Genomic DNA, 17,355 nt, shown 5'->3' with positions numbered 1-17,355 from the left:
CGGCTCTTGTCGTTTCACGCAAAGGGGTCTGGCGCGATCAGAAGGCCTTGAAGGTGATGATCGTGCGCGTGTCCTGGATGCCGGGGATCGGATGGAGTTTCTCGTTGATGAAGCGGCCGATATCCTCGCCCTCCTCGATGTAGATCTTCACCAGAAGATCCATGTCACCGCTGGTGGAATAGATTTCGCTGGCGAATTCCGCCATCGCGATGGCATCGGCCACCTGATAGGTCTCACCGAGCCTGCACTTGATCATCACGAAGAAGGGGGTCATCACCGGCTCCCGCTGGGCATTGTCCTGATGCCCTTGGGAATGGCCTATTCGGGCGGCTGCGTCAATGCGCGCGCCTCTTGCAAAGCCGGACGTGGCTTGCTAGCTGTCGGGTCGAAATGAAGTCTCAAGGGGGTGCCCGCCGGTGAACGGCCGGGCTGAGAGGCATGATGCCAACTCCTGGAACCTGATCCGGTTCGTACCGGCGGAGGGATTGAGATGGCATCCTGCCAGGGGCGCAGTGCGCGTCCGAAAAGCATCTGTTGCGACGGGCCTGTCTCCGTCCTCCCGCTTGGGGAGGGCGGGTCATGACACCATCCGAACATGTTTCCCACGATCTTGCGTTTCTCAAGCCGCGCGACATCTTCCGCGCGCTGGAGCGTCTGCGCGCCCATCGGCCGCGGGTCCACTGCATCACCAATGCGGTGGCGCAGGAACTGACCGCCAATGTGCTGCTGGCCCTTGGCGCCATTCCCTCGATGACCATCGCCCCGGAGGAAGTGGAGAGCTTCGCCCGGTCCGCCGATGCGCTGCTGATCAATCTCGGAACGCTGGATGACGTGCGCCGTCAGTCCATTCCCCTGGCGCTTGCCGGGGCGAAGGGGGCCGGGCGTCCCGTCATCCTCGATCCCGTCTTCGTCGACCGGTCACCGGTGCGTCTTGCCTACGCCCGTGACCTCCTCGGCTGGGATCACCTGCGCCCGGATCTGGTCAAGGTCAACGGGGCGGAGCTGGCGGCCCTCGGGGATCTTCACGCCCATGTCCGGGCGGGGGACTATGCGCTTGCGGTCACCGGCGACCCGGACCTCGTGATGAGCGGAGAACGCCAGCTTGGTCTTGCCAATGGCACGGCCCTGCTGTCGCGGGTGACGGCGACCGGCTGTGCAGTGGGAGCCGTGATGGGGGCCTTTGCCGCGGTCCTCGACGATCCGCTGATCGCGGCAGGCACGGCCCTTTCCGTTTTCAACATAGCTGCCGAACAGGCTGCCACGGTTGCCCAGGGACCCGGCAGCCTGATGCCGGCGCTTCTGGACCGCCTCCATGGGCTGAGTGCCGACGACATTTCCACGCATCTACGTCTCGTTCCGCAACCATCCGCGACGACCAACTCGGGAGAACCCTCATGACGGCCATCGCCGTGACGATTGCAGGCTCGGATTCCGGCGGTGGCGCCGGCATCCAGGCCGACCTGAAGAGCTTTGCCGCCAATGGCGTCTATGGTGCCAGCGTGCTGACCGCGCTCACCGCGCAGAACACGCTGGGCGTCAGCGCCATCCACGAGCTACCCTCGGCCTTCGTGCAGGCGCAGATGCGGGCCGTCTACGAGGACCTTTCGGTTGGCGCGACGAAGATCGGCATGCTGTCCCGGCCGAACATCATCGAGACGGTGGCGTCCGAGCTGCATCGGCTGCAGAGACTGGACGGGGATCGCTGTGGACCCATCGTTCTGGATCCGGTGATGGTGGCGGCCTCGGGGGATCCGCTGCTGGCGGACAATGCGGTCGACAGCCTCGTGCATCACCTCTTCCCGCTGGCGACGCTCATCACCCCGAACCTGCCGGAAGCGGCAAGGATCCTGGGTACGGATCCGGCAGAGGGCCGTGCGGCCATGGAGGAGCAGGCCCGTGCGCTGCATCGTCTGGGTGCGAGGGCGGTTCTGCTCAAGGGCGGACATGGCGCGGGGGCAACCAGCGCGGATCTCTTCCTCGACGGGGAGGCGAGCTTCTGGCTGGAGGCGCCCCGCCACGTGACCCGCAACACCCACGGCACCGGCTGCACCCTGTCCTCGGCGATTGCGGCGGGTCTGGCGAAGGGAATGCCGCTGGCGCAGGCGGTCGAGGCCGCCAAGGTCTATATCACCGGGGCGATTGCCGCAGCCGATACGCTTTCCATCGGGCAGGGCCATGGCCCGGTCCATCACTTCTTCAAGTTTCAGGAGGCCTGACATGGCCGATCAGACCAAACACCCTGCGCGCAGCCGCCGCGCTTTCCTGAAAGGCGGGGTCTCGACCGGGCTGGGCATGGCCGCGGCTGCCGCACTGGCCGCTCCGGCCGTAGCAACCGGAACAGACGAGCCCATCCGCTGGCGGCTGGTCACGTCCTGGCCGCGCAATCTCGCCGGTCCCGGCGTGACCGCCCAGCGGATCTGCGACCGGGTCCGGCTGATGTCTGGTGGCCGCCTCGACATCACGCTCTATGGGGCAGGCGAACTGGTGCCGGCGCTCGGCGTGCTGGATGCGGTCTCCTCCGGCACGGCGGAAATGGGCCACAGCGCCTCCTTCTTCTGGCAGGGCAAAATGCCGGCCAGCGTCTTCTTCACCGCGTTCCCCTTTGGCCTGCTGCCGGGCGAGCATGTTTCGTGGATCGAGCAGGGGGGCGGGCAGGAGCTCTGGGACCGGCTTTATGAGCCCTTCGGCGTCAAGCCGGTGATGGCGGGTAATACCGGCGTGCAGATGGGCGGCTGGTTCCGCAAGGAGATTGCCAGTGTGGAGGACCTGAAGGGCCTTCGCATCCGCATGCCGGGGCTGGGCGGGGCGGCCATGGCCCGGCTCGGGGCGGTGCCGACCACGACGGCGCCGGGCGAGATCTATCAAGCGCTGTCATCCGGCTTGCTGGATGCCGCCGAGTTCCTTGGGCCCTGGAGCGACCGCGCCATGGGGTTCCAGCAGGTCGCGTCCCATTACTACGCGCCCGGATTCCACGAACCCAACGGCACGGGGGAGGCGCTGTTCAACCTCGAGGCGCTGAACCGTCTGCCGGAAGATCTTCGGGCAATCCTGCTGGAAGCCTGCAAGGCGGAGAATGGCCGGGCGCTGGCGGAAAGCGACTGGGAGAATGCCGGCGCGCTGGCCGTGCTTCAGCAGCAGGACGGGGTGAGCGTGCGGCTCTATCCGGCCGACGTGCTTGCGGCCCTGCGGCGGGAAACGCGGGTGGTTCTGGACGACCTGGCGTCCCGTGACGAGATGAGCCGGGTCATCCGGGACAGTGCCCGCGCAGCACAGGAAAGGCTTGCGCCCTGGAACCGGGTGGCGCTCTCCGCCTTCCTCGCCGCGCGCGATCAGGACCTCTGACCAGCCCTTCACCTCCGCAGGGGTTTGGCCCCGGTGGTCTGATGCCTCGCAGCCCTCGGGGCCCTCGTCGGGACCCGAGGGCTTTGCTGCATGGGACTGCACGTTTTACGTGTAGCCTTCCGAGAGGTGGGTAAGAACGCGTTGCTTTGACCCGCGTCTGTGGGCGGCGCCTGCCTTACTTTCGCCGGTTGGGTCGTGTCGCTCCGTGAACAGATCGGGTTGCGACGAATCATCTCGTTATCCCCTTGCGTCACCCTTTCGGCTTGTATCCCTATCGGCTCGAAAACGGCTGGTTGCGCCTCGTTTCCTGCCGGTTTTCCCGGTGACGCTAGGGCATCCCTGTCGTTTTTGTGTGCTATTTTCGCAACGTCCTTCAGGAATCTTGACGCTAGGGTCAGGATGCGAGATTTGCCTAAATTTTAATCATTGTTACGAATTCCTGTAAGAAATGCGGTGAACTCGCGGCAAAACGTGACGAAAACGTTAGGTTGCACGGCAGGTCGTCACCGGTTTTTGCGTTGCGGCCGCGTCATTTTGCGCTGCGGCGAGCTTCGTCGGCAAATGCTTCGCCGCACTTCGGGTGTTGAACCTGTGTTTCTCCCGCTTCAGAAAGGATTGAGATCAAGTCCTTCCCGGGAGGAGGGGAACATGGGAGTTTCGAAAATGTCGTGGGCCTTTTCCAAGTCCGTCCTGATGAGCGCCAGCGCGCTCGCGGTCATCGCAGCTGCCACCAGCGCCCATGCTGGCGGTTTCGCCCTGCGCGAGCAGAGCTCCTACTATCAGGGCATGTCCTTCGCCGGTAACGGCACCACTGGTCCGTCCATCTCGTCCATCTTCTGGAACCCGGCGACGATCACTGGCGCCAAGGACGGCCTGACCAGTGAAGCGCACAACAGCTTCATCATCCCGAAGGGTGAGATCAAGGGTTCGAACACCGTTCCCGCGAACGCTTTTGGCGCCGGCACTCCTCCTGTTGCGGTGACCACCGCCGTCGACTCCGGCGATATTGCTTCCGATGCCTGGATCGGATCCAACTACTTCGGTTACAAGCTCAGCGACCAAGCCTACCTCGGCTTTGCCTTGACGGCTCCTTTTGGTCTCTCCACCAAGCCGGATGACCCGAACTGGGCGGGTGCTGGTTACAACCGCTCCTCCAAGGTCTTCTCGATCAACGCGAACCCGATCGCCGGTTTCAAGATCAACGAGATGTTCTCCGTCGCCCTTGGTGCGCAGATCCAGTACATCGACATTCGCCTCACCAACGCAGGCGCGAGCCCGCTGTCTGGTGTTGGTACGACGTCGCTGGCTGGTGACAGCACGTCTGTCGGCTGGACCGCAGGTGTCACGTTCACCCCGATGCAGGGTACCGAACTTGGTCTTGGTTTTCGTTCTGCGGTCGCGCATGATCTCTCTGGCTCCGTCGTCCTCCCGGTCGCTACCGGTGGTCTGCCTGCTGGCGCGTACAACATCAGCACCAAGCTGATCACGCCGGAAATCGTCACCTTGTCTGCCAAGCAGGATGTGAACGACAAGCTGCGGGTCCTCGGCACGTTCGAGTGGTCCAACTGGAGCCGTCTGGAACAGCCGAAGGTTCTCCTGACCGATCTCGGCAATGCCCAGCTGACCTCGCTGCCGTTCAACTACAGCGATGGTTACTTCCTGTCCTTGGGCGCGGAATATGACTTCAACGACAAGCTGACCCTGCGCGCCGGTGCAGCCTATGAATGGTCGCCGATCGACACGAATGTGCGCTCTGCCCGTCTGCCGGACAATGACCGTATCTGGGTCAGCGCCGGTGGCTCCTACAACTTCAACGACAGCCTGTCTTTCGACGTGGGTTACACCCACATCTTCGGCACCGATACCGAGCTGAACATTGTCCCGGGTCATCAGGATTACTCCTCGACCAAGGGAACGCTCGTTGGAGATGTGGAAGCATCCGTGGACATCCTGTCCGCCTCCATGCGCTACACCTGGTAAGCGCATCGGCCTGACGGTCTGAAACGACAAGACCCCGCGTCATCGACGCGGGGTCTTTTGTATTTGGGGGCTCAAGCCTTGCGTGCTTCCTCTCAGAAGGCTGCCGGATAGAGGCCGCCGTCGAGCAGGATGTTCTGGCCGGTCATGTAGCCCGCATGGGTGGAGCAGAGGAAGGCGCAGGTCTGGCCGAATTCCTCGGCCGTGCCAAAGCGTCCGGCGGGGATCTCGCGGGCCTGCGCGGCCTTGACGTCGTCCACGCTGCGGCCGCTCAGGCTGGCGGCGCGCTCGAAGCCGCCCTTCAGCCGGTCCGTGTCCATCTTGCCCGGCAGCAGGTTGTTGATGGTGACGCCGGAACCGGCGATCTGGCGGGCGACACCGGCGAGGAAGGCCGTCAGGCCGGCGCGGGCGCCGGAGGAGAGATCCAGCCCCTCGATCGGCATCTTCACCGAGAGCGATGTGATGTTGACGATACGCCCGAAACCGCGCTCCATCATGGCAGGCAGAACGGCCTGGATCAGCTCGACGGGCGTGACCATGTTCTGCACCACCCCGTCAAGCATGGCCTCGCGGGTCAGTTCTGTGTAGTCGCGCCGCGCCGGGCCGCCGTTGTTGTTCACCAGAATGTCCGGTGCCGGGCAGGCGGCCAGAAGGGCCTTCTGGCCCTCTGCGGTGGAGACGTCGGCGGCAACGGCCGTGATAGAGACGCTGAAGCGTTGCTCGATCTCGCGGGCCGTCGCCGCAAGGGTCTCGCCGTCGCGACCGTTGATGACCAGATCGCAACCGGCTTCGGCCAGCGCCATGGCGCAGCCCTTGCCGAGGCCGCGGCTGGAGGCGCAGACAATGGCCTTCCGGCCCTTCAGTCCAAGATCCATGTTCCCGTGATCTCCCGATGGGTGAGCTCTGCCCGGCCGGGCAGCTGGCTTGGTGATAGACCGAACGGCAGGGCGAGGGCAAATCTGCCGGGAGATGGCGCGGATGGTGGCGGATTTCCGCCATTTGCCGCCTCGGGATCCTACGCTGTCATAATAGTGCAACCTGAATCGCGTCTATAGCCATGCAACAGATCGACTTGGAGAAGATCCATGGCGCAGGAAGCGAAAGTCCATCACTATCGAGCACTGTTTCTGTCCGACGTTCATCTTGGAACCCGCGGGTGCCAGGCTGACCTTCTGCTCGACTTTCTCAAGCAGAACGAGGCGGAGACTGTCTATCTGGTGGGGGACATCGTGGATGGCTGGCGCCTGAAGCGGGCCTGGTACTGGCCGCAGGCCCATAATGACGTGGTGCAGAAGATCCTGCGCAAGGGGCGCAAGGGCGCACGCGTCGTCTATATTCCGGGCAATCACGACGAATTCCTGCGCGACTTCCTCGGCACCCATTTCGGGGGTGTCGAGGTGGTGGATAGCATCGTCCACGAGAGCGCGGACGGCCGCCGCTATCTCGTCATCCATGGTGACCAGTTCGACGTGGTCATCCGCCACGCCAAGTGGCTCGCCTTCTTCGGCGACAAGGCCTACGAGACGGCGCTGGGGCTGAACACCTGGATGAACGTGGCGCGCCGCCGTCTGGGTCTGACCTACTGGTCCCTGTCCGCCTGGGCGAAGCTCAAGGTCAAGAACGCGGTCAGCTTCATCGGGCGGTTCGAGGAAACCCTTTCCGACGAGGCCCGGCGACAGGGGGTGGACGGGGTGATCTGCGGTCACATCCACCATGCGGCCGATCAGATGATGAACGGCATTCACTACATCAACACCGGCGACTGGGTGGAAAGCTGCACGGCGGTGGCCGAGCATCACGATGGCACCTTCGAGGTGATCCGCTGGACGCGCCCAGCTCAGGTGATCGAGGTGGACGAGGCCAAAGCCCAGCCGGTTGCCGCATGAGCTCGATCCTCATCGTCACGGATGCCTGGCACCCGCAGATCAATGGGGTGGTGCGCTCGCTTGAGCGGACGGCTCAGGAACTGGTGCGCATGGGGGTTCGGGTCGAGTTCCTGACGCCGGGGGCCTTCTACACCCTGCCGTGCCCGACCTATCCGGAGATCCGCCTGTCGCTTGCCCACCGGGGCATGGTGCGGCGGGCCATTGACCGGTTTGCCTGCGAGCACCTGCATATCGCCACGGAAGGGCCGTTGGGGCTCCTGGCGGCCAGTGTCGCCAAATCGCGCGGCGAGGCCTTCACCACGAGCTACCACACGCGCTTTCCCGAATATCTCTCGGCACGGCTGCCCGTTCCGCTCGACTGGTCCTATGCCTGGCTGCGCCGCTTCCACAATTCGGGTCAGGGCTGCATGGTGGCCACCGGCACGCTGGAAAGCGATCTTGCCGCCCGCGGGTTCACCCATCTGATGCGCTGGTCGCGCGGGGTGGATGAGGAGGTCTTCCGCCCGCACGAGGGATCCGTCCTGCCGAAGGATCTGAAGGGTCCGATCTTCATGAATGTGGGCCGGGTCGCGGTTGAAAAGAACATCGAGGCTTTTCTCGATCTCGACCTGCCGGGCACCAAGGTGGTTGTCGGGGGCGGGCCGCAGCTGGAGAGCCTGAAGCGGGCCTATCCGGACGTGCACTTCACAGGCCCCAAGGTGGGTGAGGATCTGGCGCGCCACTATGCCTCGGCGGATGTCTTTGTCTTCCCTTCGCTGACGGACACGTTCGGCAATGTGCTGCTCGAGGCGCTGGCCTGCGGCGTGCCGGTCGCGGCCTTCCCGGTCATGGGTCCGCTCGACGTGATCGGCGATACGGGGGCAGGGGTGCTCTCCGATGATCTGCGCGAGGCCTGTCTTGCCGCCCTCGACATTCCGCGCGAACATTGCCGGGCCATAGCCCTCAATTACACCTGGGCGGCCAGTGCGCGGCAGTTTCTCGACAATGCCAATCGGGCCCACGACATCAAGGCCGGCATCCGCCGCGCGCCGGATGCGCAAGGCGTGACTGCGCCGACGGGGGCGGATCTGTAGGTCCGCGCCCTGCCGGTTGCATGGTTCCGGTTCATAAGCCTGCCTGATCGATTGCGGACCTTTGCCAAGGTCCCGCCGCTCGCTTATCCTGCGCTCCTTGCCTTTCGGGGGCGGGGCGCGCCTGCCCCTTTTCCTGCCCCCACATCAAGCGAACGAGGGATGCGCCATGAGCGACACTGTGCGGCTGGAAGAGATTGTCGAGGCTCGTGAAGGTCTGGTGGGTCACGGGGTGGAAACGCCGCTTCTGCGCTCGGCTGCCCTTGATGCGGTGACCGGCGGCACCATCCTGATCAAGCCCGAGTGTCTCCAGCGCACCGGTTCCTTCAAGTTCCGCGGGGCCTATACGGCCGTGCGCCGCATTCCCGAGGAGCGTCGCGCCCGGGGGATCGTGGCCTGTTCGTCGGGCAACCATGCGCAAGGCGTCGCAGCTGCGGCGCGGATCTTCGGCGTTCCCGCGACCATCGTCATGCCGGCAGATGCGCCGGAGGTGAAGCTGCGGCGGACGGCCGAATATGGTGCGAAGGTCGTCACCTATGACCGGGTGAGCGAAGACCGGGTGGCGATCGCCCGGGCGATCTGTGACGAAAGCGGCGCCAGCTTCATTCACCCCTTCGAAAATGCCGACGTCATCTCCGGTCAGGGCACGGTGGGGCTGGAAATTGCCGATCAGGCGAAGGCCCTGGGTCTTGAGCCCGTCTCCGTTCTCGCCTGCACGGGCGGCGGCGGCCTGTCGGCGGGGATCGCGCTGGCCCTGTCGCACGCGCTGCCCGAGAGCCGCTTCCACACTGTGGAGCCGGAAGGCTTTGATGACTACAAGCGCTCGCTTGAGGCCGGCGTGCCCGTGTCCAACGAAAAGCTGAGCGGTTCGATCTGCGATGCGGTGATGACCGAGCGACCCGGCGACATCGGCTTCGGCATTCTCAACGGTCTGCGGCGGGACGGGCGTCTGGGAGAGCCGCTGGTGGTCTCCGACGCGGAAGCGCTGGCAGCCGTCGGCTTCGCCTTCCAGGAGCTGAAGCTGGTGGTGGAACCGGGCGGAGCTATCGGCCTTGCCGCGCTCCTGTCGGGCAAGCTGGATGTGCGTGGCAAGTGCGCGGCGGTGGTGCTGAGCGGGGGCAATCTGGACCTGCGGGTGCTGACCGGCCTTACGTTCTGACCGCCTGATCTTTTGATCAATTCTGCCCTCTCATAATTTGTTATTGTAGGTATTTACAATGTAAGTACTTATGCGTGCTTGTTTAAATCTTCCTTGAGGGATTCGGGAAATAGTCATCTTGATTTGAATTCAGAGATTCGGCAGTGCCGGAGGATCCATGTCCAAGATGACGCGAGACGAACAGGTCCAGTTCTACAAGATCACACCGTTTGACCTGCAATGCGCCAAAGCCCTGTGGCCCCGTTTGAAGCCGCTTCTGCCGGATATCCTTGACGAGTTCTACGTCCACATGAGGGCCAAGCCCTATCTTGCGGCGCTTATCGGCGACAAGGTGCCCAGCCTCGTGAAGGCGCAGATCCATCATTGGGAAGAGCTCTTTACCTCCGATCTGTCCGAGCTCTATTTCGAGAACTCGGCGCGCATCGGTCTGGCGCATGTGCGCATCGGCCTGCACCCGACCTGGTATGTCGGCGGCTATTCCTTCGTGATGACCCGGCTGGCGGGGGCGCTCGGGCGCAAGAACCTCTTTGGCCCGCGCATGGCGCGGGACATGAAGATCGTTGCCAAGCTGGCGATGCTCGACATGGATCTTGCCCTGTCCACCTATCATGACGAGCTGATGCGTCAGGCGGATGCGCGCGAGCAGGAGATCCGCACCGCGATCTCCGATTTCGACAAGGTGATGGACGGGGTGATGGGCTCCCTCGGCACGGCCTCGCGGGAGCTGGCGGGCACATCCGCGAGCCTTGGCGAGGTGACGGACCAGGTGAAGCACCGGGTCACGGCCATGGACGAAGGCAGCCAGGATACGGCCAGCAACATGTCCAACAGTGCGGCGGCGACCGAGGAGATGACCAGCGCCATTGCCGAGATCGGCCGCCAGGCCAGCATGTCCAGCGACATTGCCCGCAAGGCCGTGGAAGGTGCGCAGAAGACGAATACCTCCATGCGCAACCTGTCCAATGCGGCGGATACGGTCGGCTCCGTCATCGGCCTGATTTCCGAGATCGCGGAACAGACCAACCTGCTGGCGCTCAACGCCACCATCGAGGCGGCTCGCGCCGGGGAAATGGGCAAGGGCTTTGCAGTGGTGGCAGCCGAAGTGAAGGAGCTGGCGAACCAGACCACCCGCGCGACGGAGGAGATCACCCAGCAGGTGGCCGACATCCAGCAGGCGACCAAGCAGTCGGTCGCGGATATCGAACAGATCACGGAGACCATCAACAAGGTCTCCGAGATTGCAACGAACATTGCCTCTGCGGTCGAGCAGCAGACCGCCGCAACTTCCGAGATTTCTCACAACGTGCAAAGGGCGGCGCAAAGCTCTTCGGAATTCACGACCGGCATCTCCTCCGTCCGCAATTCCATTGCCGAGGCAGACCAGTCCGCAAGCCAGATCTCCCTGATGTCGAAGGATCTCCAGGAGCAGGCCGATACGCTAACCCGTGAGGCCAAGACCTTCTTCAACCGGGTGCTCGCCCGATAGCGGCGGGGCACGCCTCTCCGGGCAGTCGCGCCACCGTTGAGAGGCCGGAGTGGACTTCAAGAAAAAGGGCCAGGGAGATCTCCGGCCCGTTTTCATATTGAACTGTGTATGGCGCGAGGCCGTCAGTTGAAGAGGGCCTGGCGCTCGGCTTCGCTGAGCTGCTTCAGCGGATCGCTGTTCTCGTCGATGTCCTCGGCTTCCTGGGCTTCCCAGTCCGCGTCGGCTGCAGCCTCGCTTTCCTGATCGAAGAGCTTGTCGATGGCGGCCTCGTCGAGGACGTCCATGTCGGCTACAAATTCCGGAATGTCTTCTTCCTCGGACACGGCAGAGGCCATGTCGTCGGCGTCGCCCTCGTCGGCACTGGAGCCGGAGGCGGTGTCGAAGAGCTTGTCGATGTCATCTGCATCGAGGACGGCACCGGCGACCATGTCCTCGTCGTCGACCTCGATGGCGTCGAAGTCGAAGTCGGCGGAAACGGTCTCTGCGGCAGCCGGGGCCGGCGCTGCGGCCTTTGCGGGGGCGGCCTTCGCCGGAGCGGGAGCCGCCGCCACAGCTGCTTCCATTGCCTCGAAGTTGGCTTCTGCTTCTGCGGACATGGGAGAGGCACCGGTCAGCAGATCGTCGATGTTCGACTGGGACGTTCCCAGTCCGTCGCGCTGCGGGCCGTTGAGCAGATGGGCATCCGGGCGCAGGTCGACAGGCGCCATGTCGGTGGCGGCCTCCTCGTCCTCGATGCCCCAGATGTTGATCATCGTGTTGATGCGGCTCTCCAGATACCGCAGCACCTGCACCACCTTGTTGGTGCGCTGGCCGGTCAGATCCTGGAAGGAGCAGGCCATGAAGATCTCGGTCGACTTGGCGTCGATCTCGTCGCAGACGGCGGAATCAGCCCCGGCCTCACGCAGGATCCAGGCCTGTTCCTGAATCTGCTCGGCAGCTTCAAGGATGGTCTGGGTCGCGCCTTCGGTCTGGGTGATGATCGCGTCCAGCTCGTGGGAGGCATCAACGAAGCGGTTGCTTTCCGATTCCTCGGCCTTGATGTTGGCAATCTCGCCCTTCGTCCGCTCGATCGCCTCGTGCATCTCGGCAATGTCGAGACGGATGCGGTCGAGATCCGGCACCCGCGCCTTGCGGGACATGGACTTTTCCATGCGCTGGATCGCCGCCAGGATCTCCTGGGTTTCCGGCGTCTTGTTGCGCTTCAGAAAGTCGTTCAGAAAGCGACGTCCGCGCTGGGATTCCAGCAGCGTCTGCTCCAGAGTATGGTACTCGGCTTCGTCGAGCGGCAGGGAATCGTCGATGGCTTCTGCAGTCTGCATTGAGGCTTTCTCGGCTTGCCAGTCCGGCGGTCATTGCCGTACTTCCACGACAGGTCATCGTGACCGTAGCGCGGAAATTCTTAACATCTCTTTAGGCGGACACAGGACGGGTGCATGCTGCGTGGCAGTTTCGGATTGGGGCCCCGCATCTCCGGGCTTTTTGCCTGTCACTTCATCGGGTTCGGCTTCTATCTGCCCTTCTTTCCGCTGGTGCTGAAGGCGCGCGGGGTCGATCCGGCGATGATCGGCTACATTCTGGGCGGCACGACACTCCTTCGCATTATCGCAAGCCCGGTTCTGAGCGGCCTGTCGGACCGAAGCGGACGGCGCCGCAGATCGATCTTCCTCTATTCGCTCATCGCGGCCGGAGGCGTCCTCCTGTTCCTCGCAACAGAGCGGCTGGAAGTCATGATCGCAGGGATCGCCCTGCTGACCATCTTCCAGGCGCCGATCGTGCCCTTGAGCGATGCCTATGCCATGAGCGCGGTGCGCTCTCACGGGCTCGACTATGGCCGCATGCGCCTCTGGGGCTCCGTCGCCTTCATCGTTTCCAATCTCATCGGTGGACCGATAGTCCAGCTGGCGCGCGGCACCTTCATCGGCCTGGGCGTTCTGGCGGGGCTCGTTGCGACGGGACTCATGGCCATCGCCCTGCCGCAGGCTGCACCTGCTGCCGACAAGGCCGGGGAGAGGGCCGGCGCGACGGCAGACACCCGCCCGACGGCTGAGACGGGCGAGCGGGCGCCCTCCATCCTGCTGCAACCGGCCTTTCTGGTTGCCCTTGTCTGCCTCGGGCTGATCGAGGGGTCCCATGCGGCCTATTACGGTTACAGCAGCCTGTTCTTCCGCAGCAGCGGCATTCCGGACACGTTCGTCGGGGTCCTCTGGTCGGTGGGCGTGGCGGTGGAAATCGGCGTCTTTATTGTCATCGGACGCGTGAGCGGGCGGCTATCACCTCTGGCGCTGGTGCAGTTCGGAGCCGTTGCTGCCGTGCTGCGCTGGACCCTGTTTCCGCTGTCCGGCGGCAATCTCGCCTTCATGCTGCCCTTGCAGGCCCTGCATGGGCTGACCTTTGCCGTGACCCATGTGGGGGCGGTCCGCTTCATCGCGGCCATGGTGCCGGAACGTTGGGCCGCGACAGGGCAGGGGGTGCTTGCCTCGTCCTCGGGCGTGCTGATGGCGGTGGGCATGGCGATCAGCGGGCCGCTTTATGAACTCTCTCCCGCCTATCCCTTCTGGATCATGGCCTGCTGCGCCGGGGCGGGGTCGGTCGGTCTTGCAGCTCTCGGGCTCTTGCGCGCAAGGAGCGTCCGGGCCGGTTGAAGGCCCGGGGGGCGTGGCATCCGGCCCGGGATCGGGGGAAATCGGGGTTCCCGTCTGGACCATTAACCCCTTGGCAAGGTATAGGTTCACGTTCACGAGATGCGGCGGGACCCTCCACCCAATGGCCTTCAAGGAAAACAGCACCGCACCGGCGGTCCGGGTTGACGATGAGGATGGCCAGGCGGTCCTGCGTCTGTCCGGAGACTGGGTCGTCAACCGGTTGACCGAGTGCGAAGCAGCCCTTGTCGGCGCCTCGTCGGGCAAAGGCTCGCTGCATCTGGATCTCTCCTCCCTCGAAGGGCTGGACACGAGCGGTGCCTGGGTGATCCATCGCTATCGCGGGTCGCAGGAGTTCGATGGGCGCCGTGTCGTCATCGACGGCATGGATGCGAACCAGCAGACCCTGTTTCACGAACTCGAGCTGCATCACCCGGCGGCCTTCAAGCCGGACCGTCCGCGCTATTCCCTCGCCGATTTTCTGGAAGGCTGGGGCCGTGTCACGGTGGAAGCGGGCCGTGACGGCCTGGCCATGCTGCATATCCTCGGGTCGCTGGGTACGGTGCTGGCGGCAACGCTGATCCAGCCCAAGCGCCTGCGCAGCGTGTCGGCGGCCGTCCAGTTCGACCGGACCTGCATTGGCGCGGTGCCGATCATCCTGCTCATGAGCTTCCTCATTGGGGTCATCATTTCCCAGCAGGGCGGGTTCTATCTGCGCCAGTTTGGGGCCGACCTCTATGTGGTTGATCTGGCAGGCGTCCTTGTGCTGCGCGAGATCGGCGTGATCCTGACCGCAATCATGGTGGCCGGGCGATCCGGCTCGGCGATCACGGCGGAACTCGGCGCCATGCGCATGCGCGAGGAGGTGGATGCGCTGCATGTCATCGGCCTGCGCGTCACGGAAGTGCTGATCCTGCCAAGGGTGCTGGCCCTGATGCTGGCCGTGCCGATCCTGACCTTCCTTTCCGACATGGCCTCGCTCTTCGGATCCGGTCTGGTGGCGTGGGCCTATCTCGACATTGCACCGCAGCCCTTCCTCGACCGGCTGCAGGCAACAGTGACCATGCAGACCTTCTTCGTCGGTCTGGTGAAGGCGCCCTTCATGGCGCTGATCGTGGGGTTGATTGCCAGCGTCGAGGGCCTCAAGGTGGAAGGATCGACGGAGTCCCTTGGCAAGCGCACGACGCTTGCGGTGGTGAAGGCGATCTTCCTGGTGATTGTGGTGGACGGCATCTTCGCGGTCTTCTTTGCGGCGATCGGTGTGTGATGCAGGACCTCGTTTCAACCGACCAGAACAACGCGAGCGCGCCGGAGGCCGGATCTTCCGGAGGCGAGAATTCCGCCATTCTCTCGGTGCGTGACGTGACCGTCGGCTTCGGGCCGAAGATCATTCTCGACAAGCTGGACCTGGACGTGCGTCAGGGCGAGATCCTGGGCTTTGTCGGCGGTTCGGGCACGGGCAAGTCGGTGCTGATGCGCACGATCCTCGGCCTGACCCGCAAGCGCAAGGGCACGATCCGCGTCTTCGGCAAGGACATGGATACGGCGAGCGAGGAGGAGCTTGCGATCATTCACAAGCGCTGGGGCGTCCTCTTCCAGCAGGGCGCGCTGTTTTCCTCGCTGACGGTCAAGCAGAACATTCAGGTGCCCATGCGCGAGCATCTGAAGATCTCCCAGCGCCTGATGGACGAACTGGCCATCCTGAAGCTGGAATTGGTGGGCTTGAGCGCCGATGCGGCGGACAAGTTCCCTTCCGAGCTGTCCGGCGGCATGATCAAGCGTGCGGCTCTGGCGCGGGCGCTCGCGCTCGATCCGGATCTGGTCTTTCTGGACGAGCCGACCTCGGGTCTTGATCCGATCGGGGCTGCCGCCTTCGACAGCCTGATCGGAAAACTGAGCCGAACCCTGGGTTTGACCGTGTACATGGTCACCCACGACCTCGACAGTCTGGCTTCGGTCTGCGACCGTATTGCCGTGCTGGGCGACAAGAAGGTGCTGGCGATCGGCACCCTGGACGACATGATGAAGAACGATCATCCCTGGATCGAATCCTATTTCCGGGGCGAGCGCGCATTGCGCCGGGTTTGAGGAACGAGAATGGAAACGCGGGCCAATTACATCACGATCGGCGCCTTCATGATGGCGACGCTGGCGGCCGCCTTCGCCTTCGTCTACTGGCTGGCAGTGACCTCCGAGACCCGGGACAACGAGTTCCTGAAGATCATCCTGCCGGCTCCCGTGACCGGTCTGAGTGTGGGCGGGGACGTCTATTTCAACGGCATCAAGCAGGGCAATGTGGTCGGACTGGACTTCGACCGGGATGACCCGAAGGTGGTGATCGCCACCGTGCGCCTGAAGCCGAACACCCCGGTGCGCGGCGACACGACGGCGCTGCTCAATTTCCAGCTTCTGTCCGGCGTGGCCTATATCGAGCTCAATGGCGGCACGCTGAATTCGCCGATCATCTTCGACGAGGACAGCAACGAGATCCCGGTGATCCGCGCTGGCCGGTCTGCCTATGACGACATCGTTTCCGGTGCCCGCGGCGCGATCGCCAAGGTGGACAGCACCATGGATACGGTGGAGGACTTCCTGCGCGCCAACCGGGATTCTGTTGCCAACACGCTCAAGAACGTGGAGATCTTCACAACCGCCCTGTCGTCGAATTCCGAGGGCGTGGAAAATTTCATGGCGTCCATCGGCAAGGCGGGCGATGCGTTTTCCAGCCTCTCCGTTCGGCTGGAAGGGCTTGTGGACGAGGGTGAGCGCATTCTGGCGGCCGTGCCGTCCGACAAGGTGGAAGACATTGTCGGGAACATTTCGGAGTTCACCGACAGCCTGGGCCGGGCCAGCAAGGGGATCGACCAGGTGGTGAATGATGCGCAGGTTGCCGCGCGTGACCTGCAGGTCTTCACCAAGGATCTTAACGCCGGCCTGACCGACGTGCGCAAGATCGTTGCGGCGGTTGATCCGGCTTCTGTCGACCAGGCGGTACGCGGGGCGGCAAGCCTCGGCGAGCTGCTGGAAGGGCGCAAGGCGGATCTGGACCAGATCGTGGTTTCCACCCGCACCACGCTCGACAATCTGGAGCGCCTGAGCACGACGCTCTCCTCTCACGATGCGGATGTGTCGCGGATCATGACCGACACGGCCAATCTCATGGAGAAGCTGGACGGCATTGCCGAGGACAGTCGCGATGTGGTGGCGGCACTCGATCCGGAGAAGATCTCGCGCATCGTGACCTCCGTGGACACGGTGAGCGCGGGTCTGGCCGACCAGCAGCATGGCATCGACGCGATCCTCCAGTCTGCCCAGCGGTCGGCGACCAATGTGGAGCAGCTGAGCATGACGCTCGCCAACCGCACCGGTGATGTGGACCAGATCATTGCCGATGCGCGCCAAATCGCGGAAAACCTCAATCAGGCTTCGGCCAAGATCGACGGCATCGTCAACCGGGTCGACGAGATGGTGGAAGGGGACGGCGAGGGGCTGGTTGCGGAAGCAACCAAGGCGGCGACCTCCATCCGCAAGGTGGCGCAGGCCTTCGAGAGCCGGGCCGACAGCATCGCCCTCGGTCTCAACCGCTTTGCCAGCAAGGGGCCGGACGACTTTGCCGCGGCCATGGCCCAGATCAACAGGACACTTCAGTCCATCCAGCGCGCGGTGGAGAATTTCGACCGCGCCCCCAATCGCATCATCTTCGGCGGCGAAGAGGTGCCCACCTTCACCGGAGGAGCACAGCGGCGATGAGGGATGACCAGACAGGACGGAACCGGATGCAGGGCCCAAGCGACGC

At 63.9% G+C, this 17,355-nt stretch carries 15 protein-coding genes and 1 riboswitch; of the genes, 12 read left to right on the top strand and 3 right to left on the bottom strand.

The features are described 5' to 3' along the window. Positions 1-37 precede the first annotated feature (37 nt). A complete protein-coding gene (locus FR728_RS10075) occupies positions 38-274 on the bottom strand; it encodes an Lrp/AsnC ligand binding domain-containing protein (RefSeq protein ID WP_149892550.1) in 237 nt (78 codons plus the stop codon). A 118-nt stretch (positions 275-392) separates the two neighbouring features. Further along, a riboswitch (TPP riboswitch) is annotated at positions 393-502 on the top strand. A gap of 77 nt (positions 503-579) precedes the next feature. On the opposite strand from FR728_RS10075, the gene thiM reads away from it, so the two are divergent. The 4 genes from thiM to FR728_RS10055 all read left to right on the top strand — a co-directional run bounded on the left by thiM (position 580) and on the right by FR728_RS10055 (position 5,322). After that, a complete protein-coding gene (gene thiM / locus FR728_RS10070) occupies positions 580-1,398 on the top strand; it encodes a hydroxyethylthiazole kinase (RefSeq protein ID WP_149892549.1) in 819 nt (272 codons plus the stop codon). Next, a complete protein-coding gene (thiD, locus tag FR728_RS10065; RefSeq protein ID WP_149892548.1) occupies positions 1,395-2,216 on the top strand; it encodes a bifunctional hydroxymethylpyrimidine kinase/phosphomethylpyrimidine kinase in 822 nt (273 codons plus the stop codon). The genes thiM and thiD overlap by 4 nt, the downstream gene beginning before the upstream one ends. A 1-nt stretch (position 2,217) precedes the next feature. Further along, the gene (locus FR728_RS10060) at positions 2,218-3,342 is read left to right on the top strand and encodes a TRAP transporter substrate-binding protein (protein WP_149892546.1); all 1,125 of its coding nucleotides are present in this window, start codon (positions 2,218-2,220) and stop codon (positions 3,340-3,342) included. Positions 3,343-3,990: 648 nt separating this feature from the next. Continuing rightward, complete coding sequence (locus tag FR728_RS10055) at positions 3,991-5,322, top strand: OmpP1/FadL family transporter (protein WP_208998760.1); 1,332 nt, start codon at positions 3,991-3,993, stop codon at positions 5,320-5,322. 92 nt (positions 5,323-5,414) lie between these two features. On the opposite strand, the gene FR728_RS10050 is transcribed toward FR728_RS10055, so the two are convergent. Further along, a complete protein-coding gene (locus FR728_RS10050) occupies positions 5,415-6,194 on the bottom strand; it encodes an SDR family oxidoreductase (protein ID WP_149892545.1) in 780 nt (259 codons plus the stop codon). 210 nt (positions 6,195-6,404) lie between these two features. Between FR728_RS10050 and FR728_RS10045 the strand changes: the two genes are divergently transcribed. The 4 genes from FR728_RS10045 (at position 6,405) to FR728_RS10030 (ending at position 10,920) form a co-directional block, all read left to right on the top strand. Beyond that, positions 6,405-7,205: a UDP-2,3-diacylglucosamine diphosphatase gene (locus FR728_RS10045; protein ID WP_149892544.1), complete on the top strand. Its 801-nt coding sequence runs from the start codon at positions 6,405-6,407 to the stop codon at positions 7,203-7,205. Beyond that, the gene (locus FR728_RS10040; RefSeq protein WP_149892542.1) at positions 7,202-8,278 is read left to right on the top strand and encodes a glycosyltransferase family 4 protein; all 1,077 of its coding nucleotides are present in this window, start codon (positions 7,202-7,204) and stop codon (positions 8,276-8,278) included. The genes FR728_RS10045 and FR728_RS10040 overlap by 4 nt, the downstream gene beginning before the upstream one ends. A gap of 166 nt (positions 8,279-8,444) precedes the next feature. Next, positions 8,445-9,434: a threonine ammonia-lyase gene (locus FR728_RS10035; RefSeq protein WP_149892541.1), complete on the top strand. Its 990-nt coding sequence runs from the start codon at positions 8,445-8,447 to the stop codon at positions 9,432-9,434. A gap of 157 nt (positions 9,435-9,591) precedes the next feature. Further along, positions 9,592-10,920, top strand: coding sequence for a globin-coupled sensor protein (locus tag FR728_RS10030; protein ID WP_149892540.1), 1,329 nt, complete (start codon positions 9,592-9,594; stop codon positions 10,918-10,920). A gap of 122 nt (positions 10,921-11,042) precedes the next feature. Here FR728_RS10030 and FR728_RS10025 read toward each other — a convergent pair whose 3' ends face one another. Next, positions 11,043-12,239: a protein phosphatase CheZ gene (locus tag FR728_RS10025; RefSeq protein ID WP_149892539.1), complete on the bottom strand. Its 1,197-nt coding sequence runs from the start codon at positions 12,237-12,239 to the stop codon at positions 11,043-11,045. Between the two features lie 114 nt (positions 12,240-12,353). On the opposite strand from FR728_RS10025, the gene FR728_RS10020 reads away from it, so the two are divergent. The 4 genes from FR728_RS10020 (at position 12,354) to FR728_RS10005 (ending at position 17,309) form a co-directional block, all read left to right on the top strand. Then, positions 12,354-13,562, top strand: a complete 1,209-nt coding sequence (locus FR728_RS10020) for an MFS transporter (protein WP_149892538.1) — start codon at positions 12,354-12,356, stop codon at positions 13,560-13,562. A 121-nt stretch (positions 13,563-13,683) separates the two neighbouring features. Further along, on the top strand, positions 13,684-14,826 hold the full coding sequence (locus FR728_RS10015) for an ABC transporter permease (RefSeq protein WP_149892537.1): 1,143 nt from the start codon (positions 13,684-13,686) through the stop codon (positions 14,824-14,826). Beyond that, a complete protein-coding gene (locus tag FR728_RS10010) occupies positions 14,826-15,647 on the top strand; it encodes an ABC transporter ATP-binding protein (RefSeq protein ID WP_149892536.1) in 822 nt (273 codons plus the stop codon). The genes FR728_RS10015 and FR728_RS10010 overlap by 1 nt, the downstream gene beginning before the upstream one ends. A gap of 9 nt (positions 15,648-15,656) precedes the next feature. Beyond that, the gene (locus FR728_RS10005; RefSeq protein ID WP_149892535.1) at positions 15,657-17,309 is read left to right on the top strand and encodes an MlaD family protein; all 1,653 of its coding nucleotides are present in this window, start codon (positions 15,657-15,659) and stop codon (positions 17,307-17,309) included. Positions 17,310-17,355: the final 46 nt, after the last annotated feature.

Source organism: Roseibium aestuarii (assembly GCF_008477545.1).
Taxonomy (GTDB): domain Bacteria; phylum Pseudomonadota; class Alphaproteobacteria; order Rhizobiales; family Stappiaceae; genus Roseibium; species Roseibium aestuarii.
The sequence above is the reverse complement of the archived record's forward strand: the minus strand, read 5'-3'. Positions and strand labels throughout refer to the sequence as shown.

Bases quoted from the DNA above. Each gene is read 5' to 3' on its own strand.
- thiD (WP_149892548.1), top strand. From the start codon at position 1,395: ATGACGGCCATCGCCGTGACGATTGCAGGCTCGGATTCCGGCGGTGGC.
- FR728_RS10050 (WP_149892545.1), bottom strand. From the start codon at position 6,194: ATGGATCTTGGACTGAAGGGCCGGAAGGCCATTGTCTGCGCCTCCAGC.
- FR728_RS10020 (WP_149892538.1), top strand. From the start codon at position 12,354: ATGCTGCGTGGCAGTTTCGGATTGGGGCCCCGCATCTCCGGGCTTTTT.
- FR728_RS10015 (WP_149892537.1), top strand. From the start codon at position 13,684: ATGGCCTTCAAGGAAAACAGCACCGCACCGGCGGTCCGGGTTGACGAT.
- thiM (WP_149892549.1), top strand. From the start codon at position 580: ATGACACCATCCGAACATGTTTCCCACGATCTTGCGTTTCTCAAGCCG.
- FR728_RS10075 (WP_149892550.1), bottom strand. From the start codon at position 274: ATGACCCCCTTCTTCGTGATGATCAAGTGCAGGCTCGGTGAGACCTAT.
- FR728_RS10060 (WP_149892546.1), top strand. From the start codon at position 2,218: ATGGCCGATCAGACCAAACACCCTGCGCGCAGCCGCCGCGCTTTCCTG.
- FR728_RS10040 (WP_149892542.1), top strand. From the start codon at position 7,202: ATGAGCTCGATCCTCATCGTCACGGATGCCTGGCACCCGCAGATCAAT.
- FR728_RS10035 (WP_149892541.1), top strand. From the start codon at position 8,445: ATGAGCGACACTGTGCGGCTGGAAGAGATTGTCGAGGCTCGTGAAGGT.
- FR728_RS10005 (WP_149892535.1), top strand. From the start codon at position 15,657: ATGGAAACGCGGGCCAATTACATCACGATCGGCGCCTTCATGATGGCG.
- FR728_RS10030 (WP_149892540.1), top strand. From the start codon at position 9,592: ATGTCCAAGATGACGCGAGACGAACAGGTCCAGTTCTACAAGATCACA.
- FR728_RS10055 (WP_208998760.1), top strand. From the start codon at position 3,991: ATGGGAGTTTCGAAAATGTCGTGGGCCTTTTCCAAGTCCGTCCTGATG.
- FR728_RS10010 (WP_149892536.1), top strand. From the start codon at position 14,826: ATGCAGGACCTCGTTTCAACCGACCAGAACAACGCGAGCGCGCCGGAG.
- FR728_RS10045 (WP_149892544.1), top strand. From the start codon at position 6,405: ATGGCGCAGGAAGCGAAAGTCCATCACTATCGAGCACTGTTTCTGTCC.
- FR728_RS10025 (WP_149892539.1), bottom strand. From the start codon at position 12,239: ATGCAGACTGCAGAAGCCATCGACGATTCCCTGCCGCTCGACGAAGCC.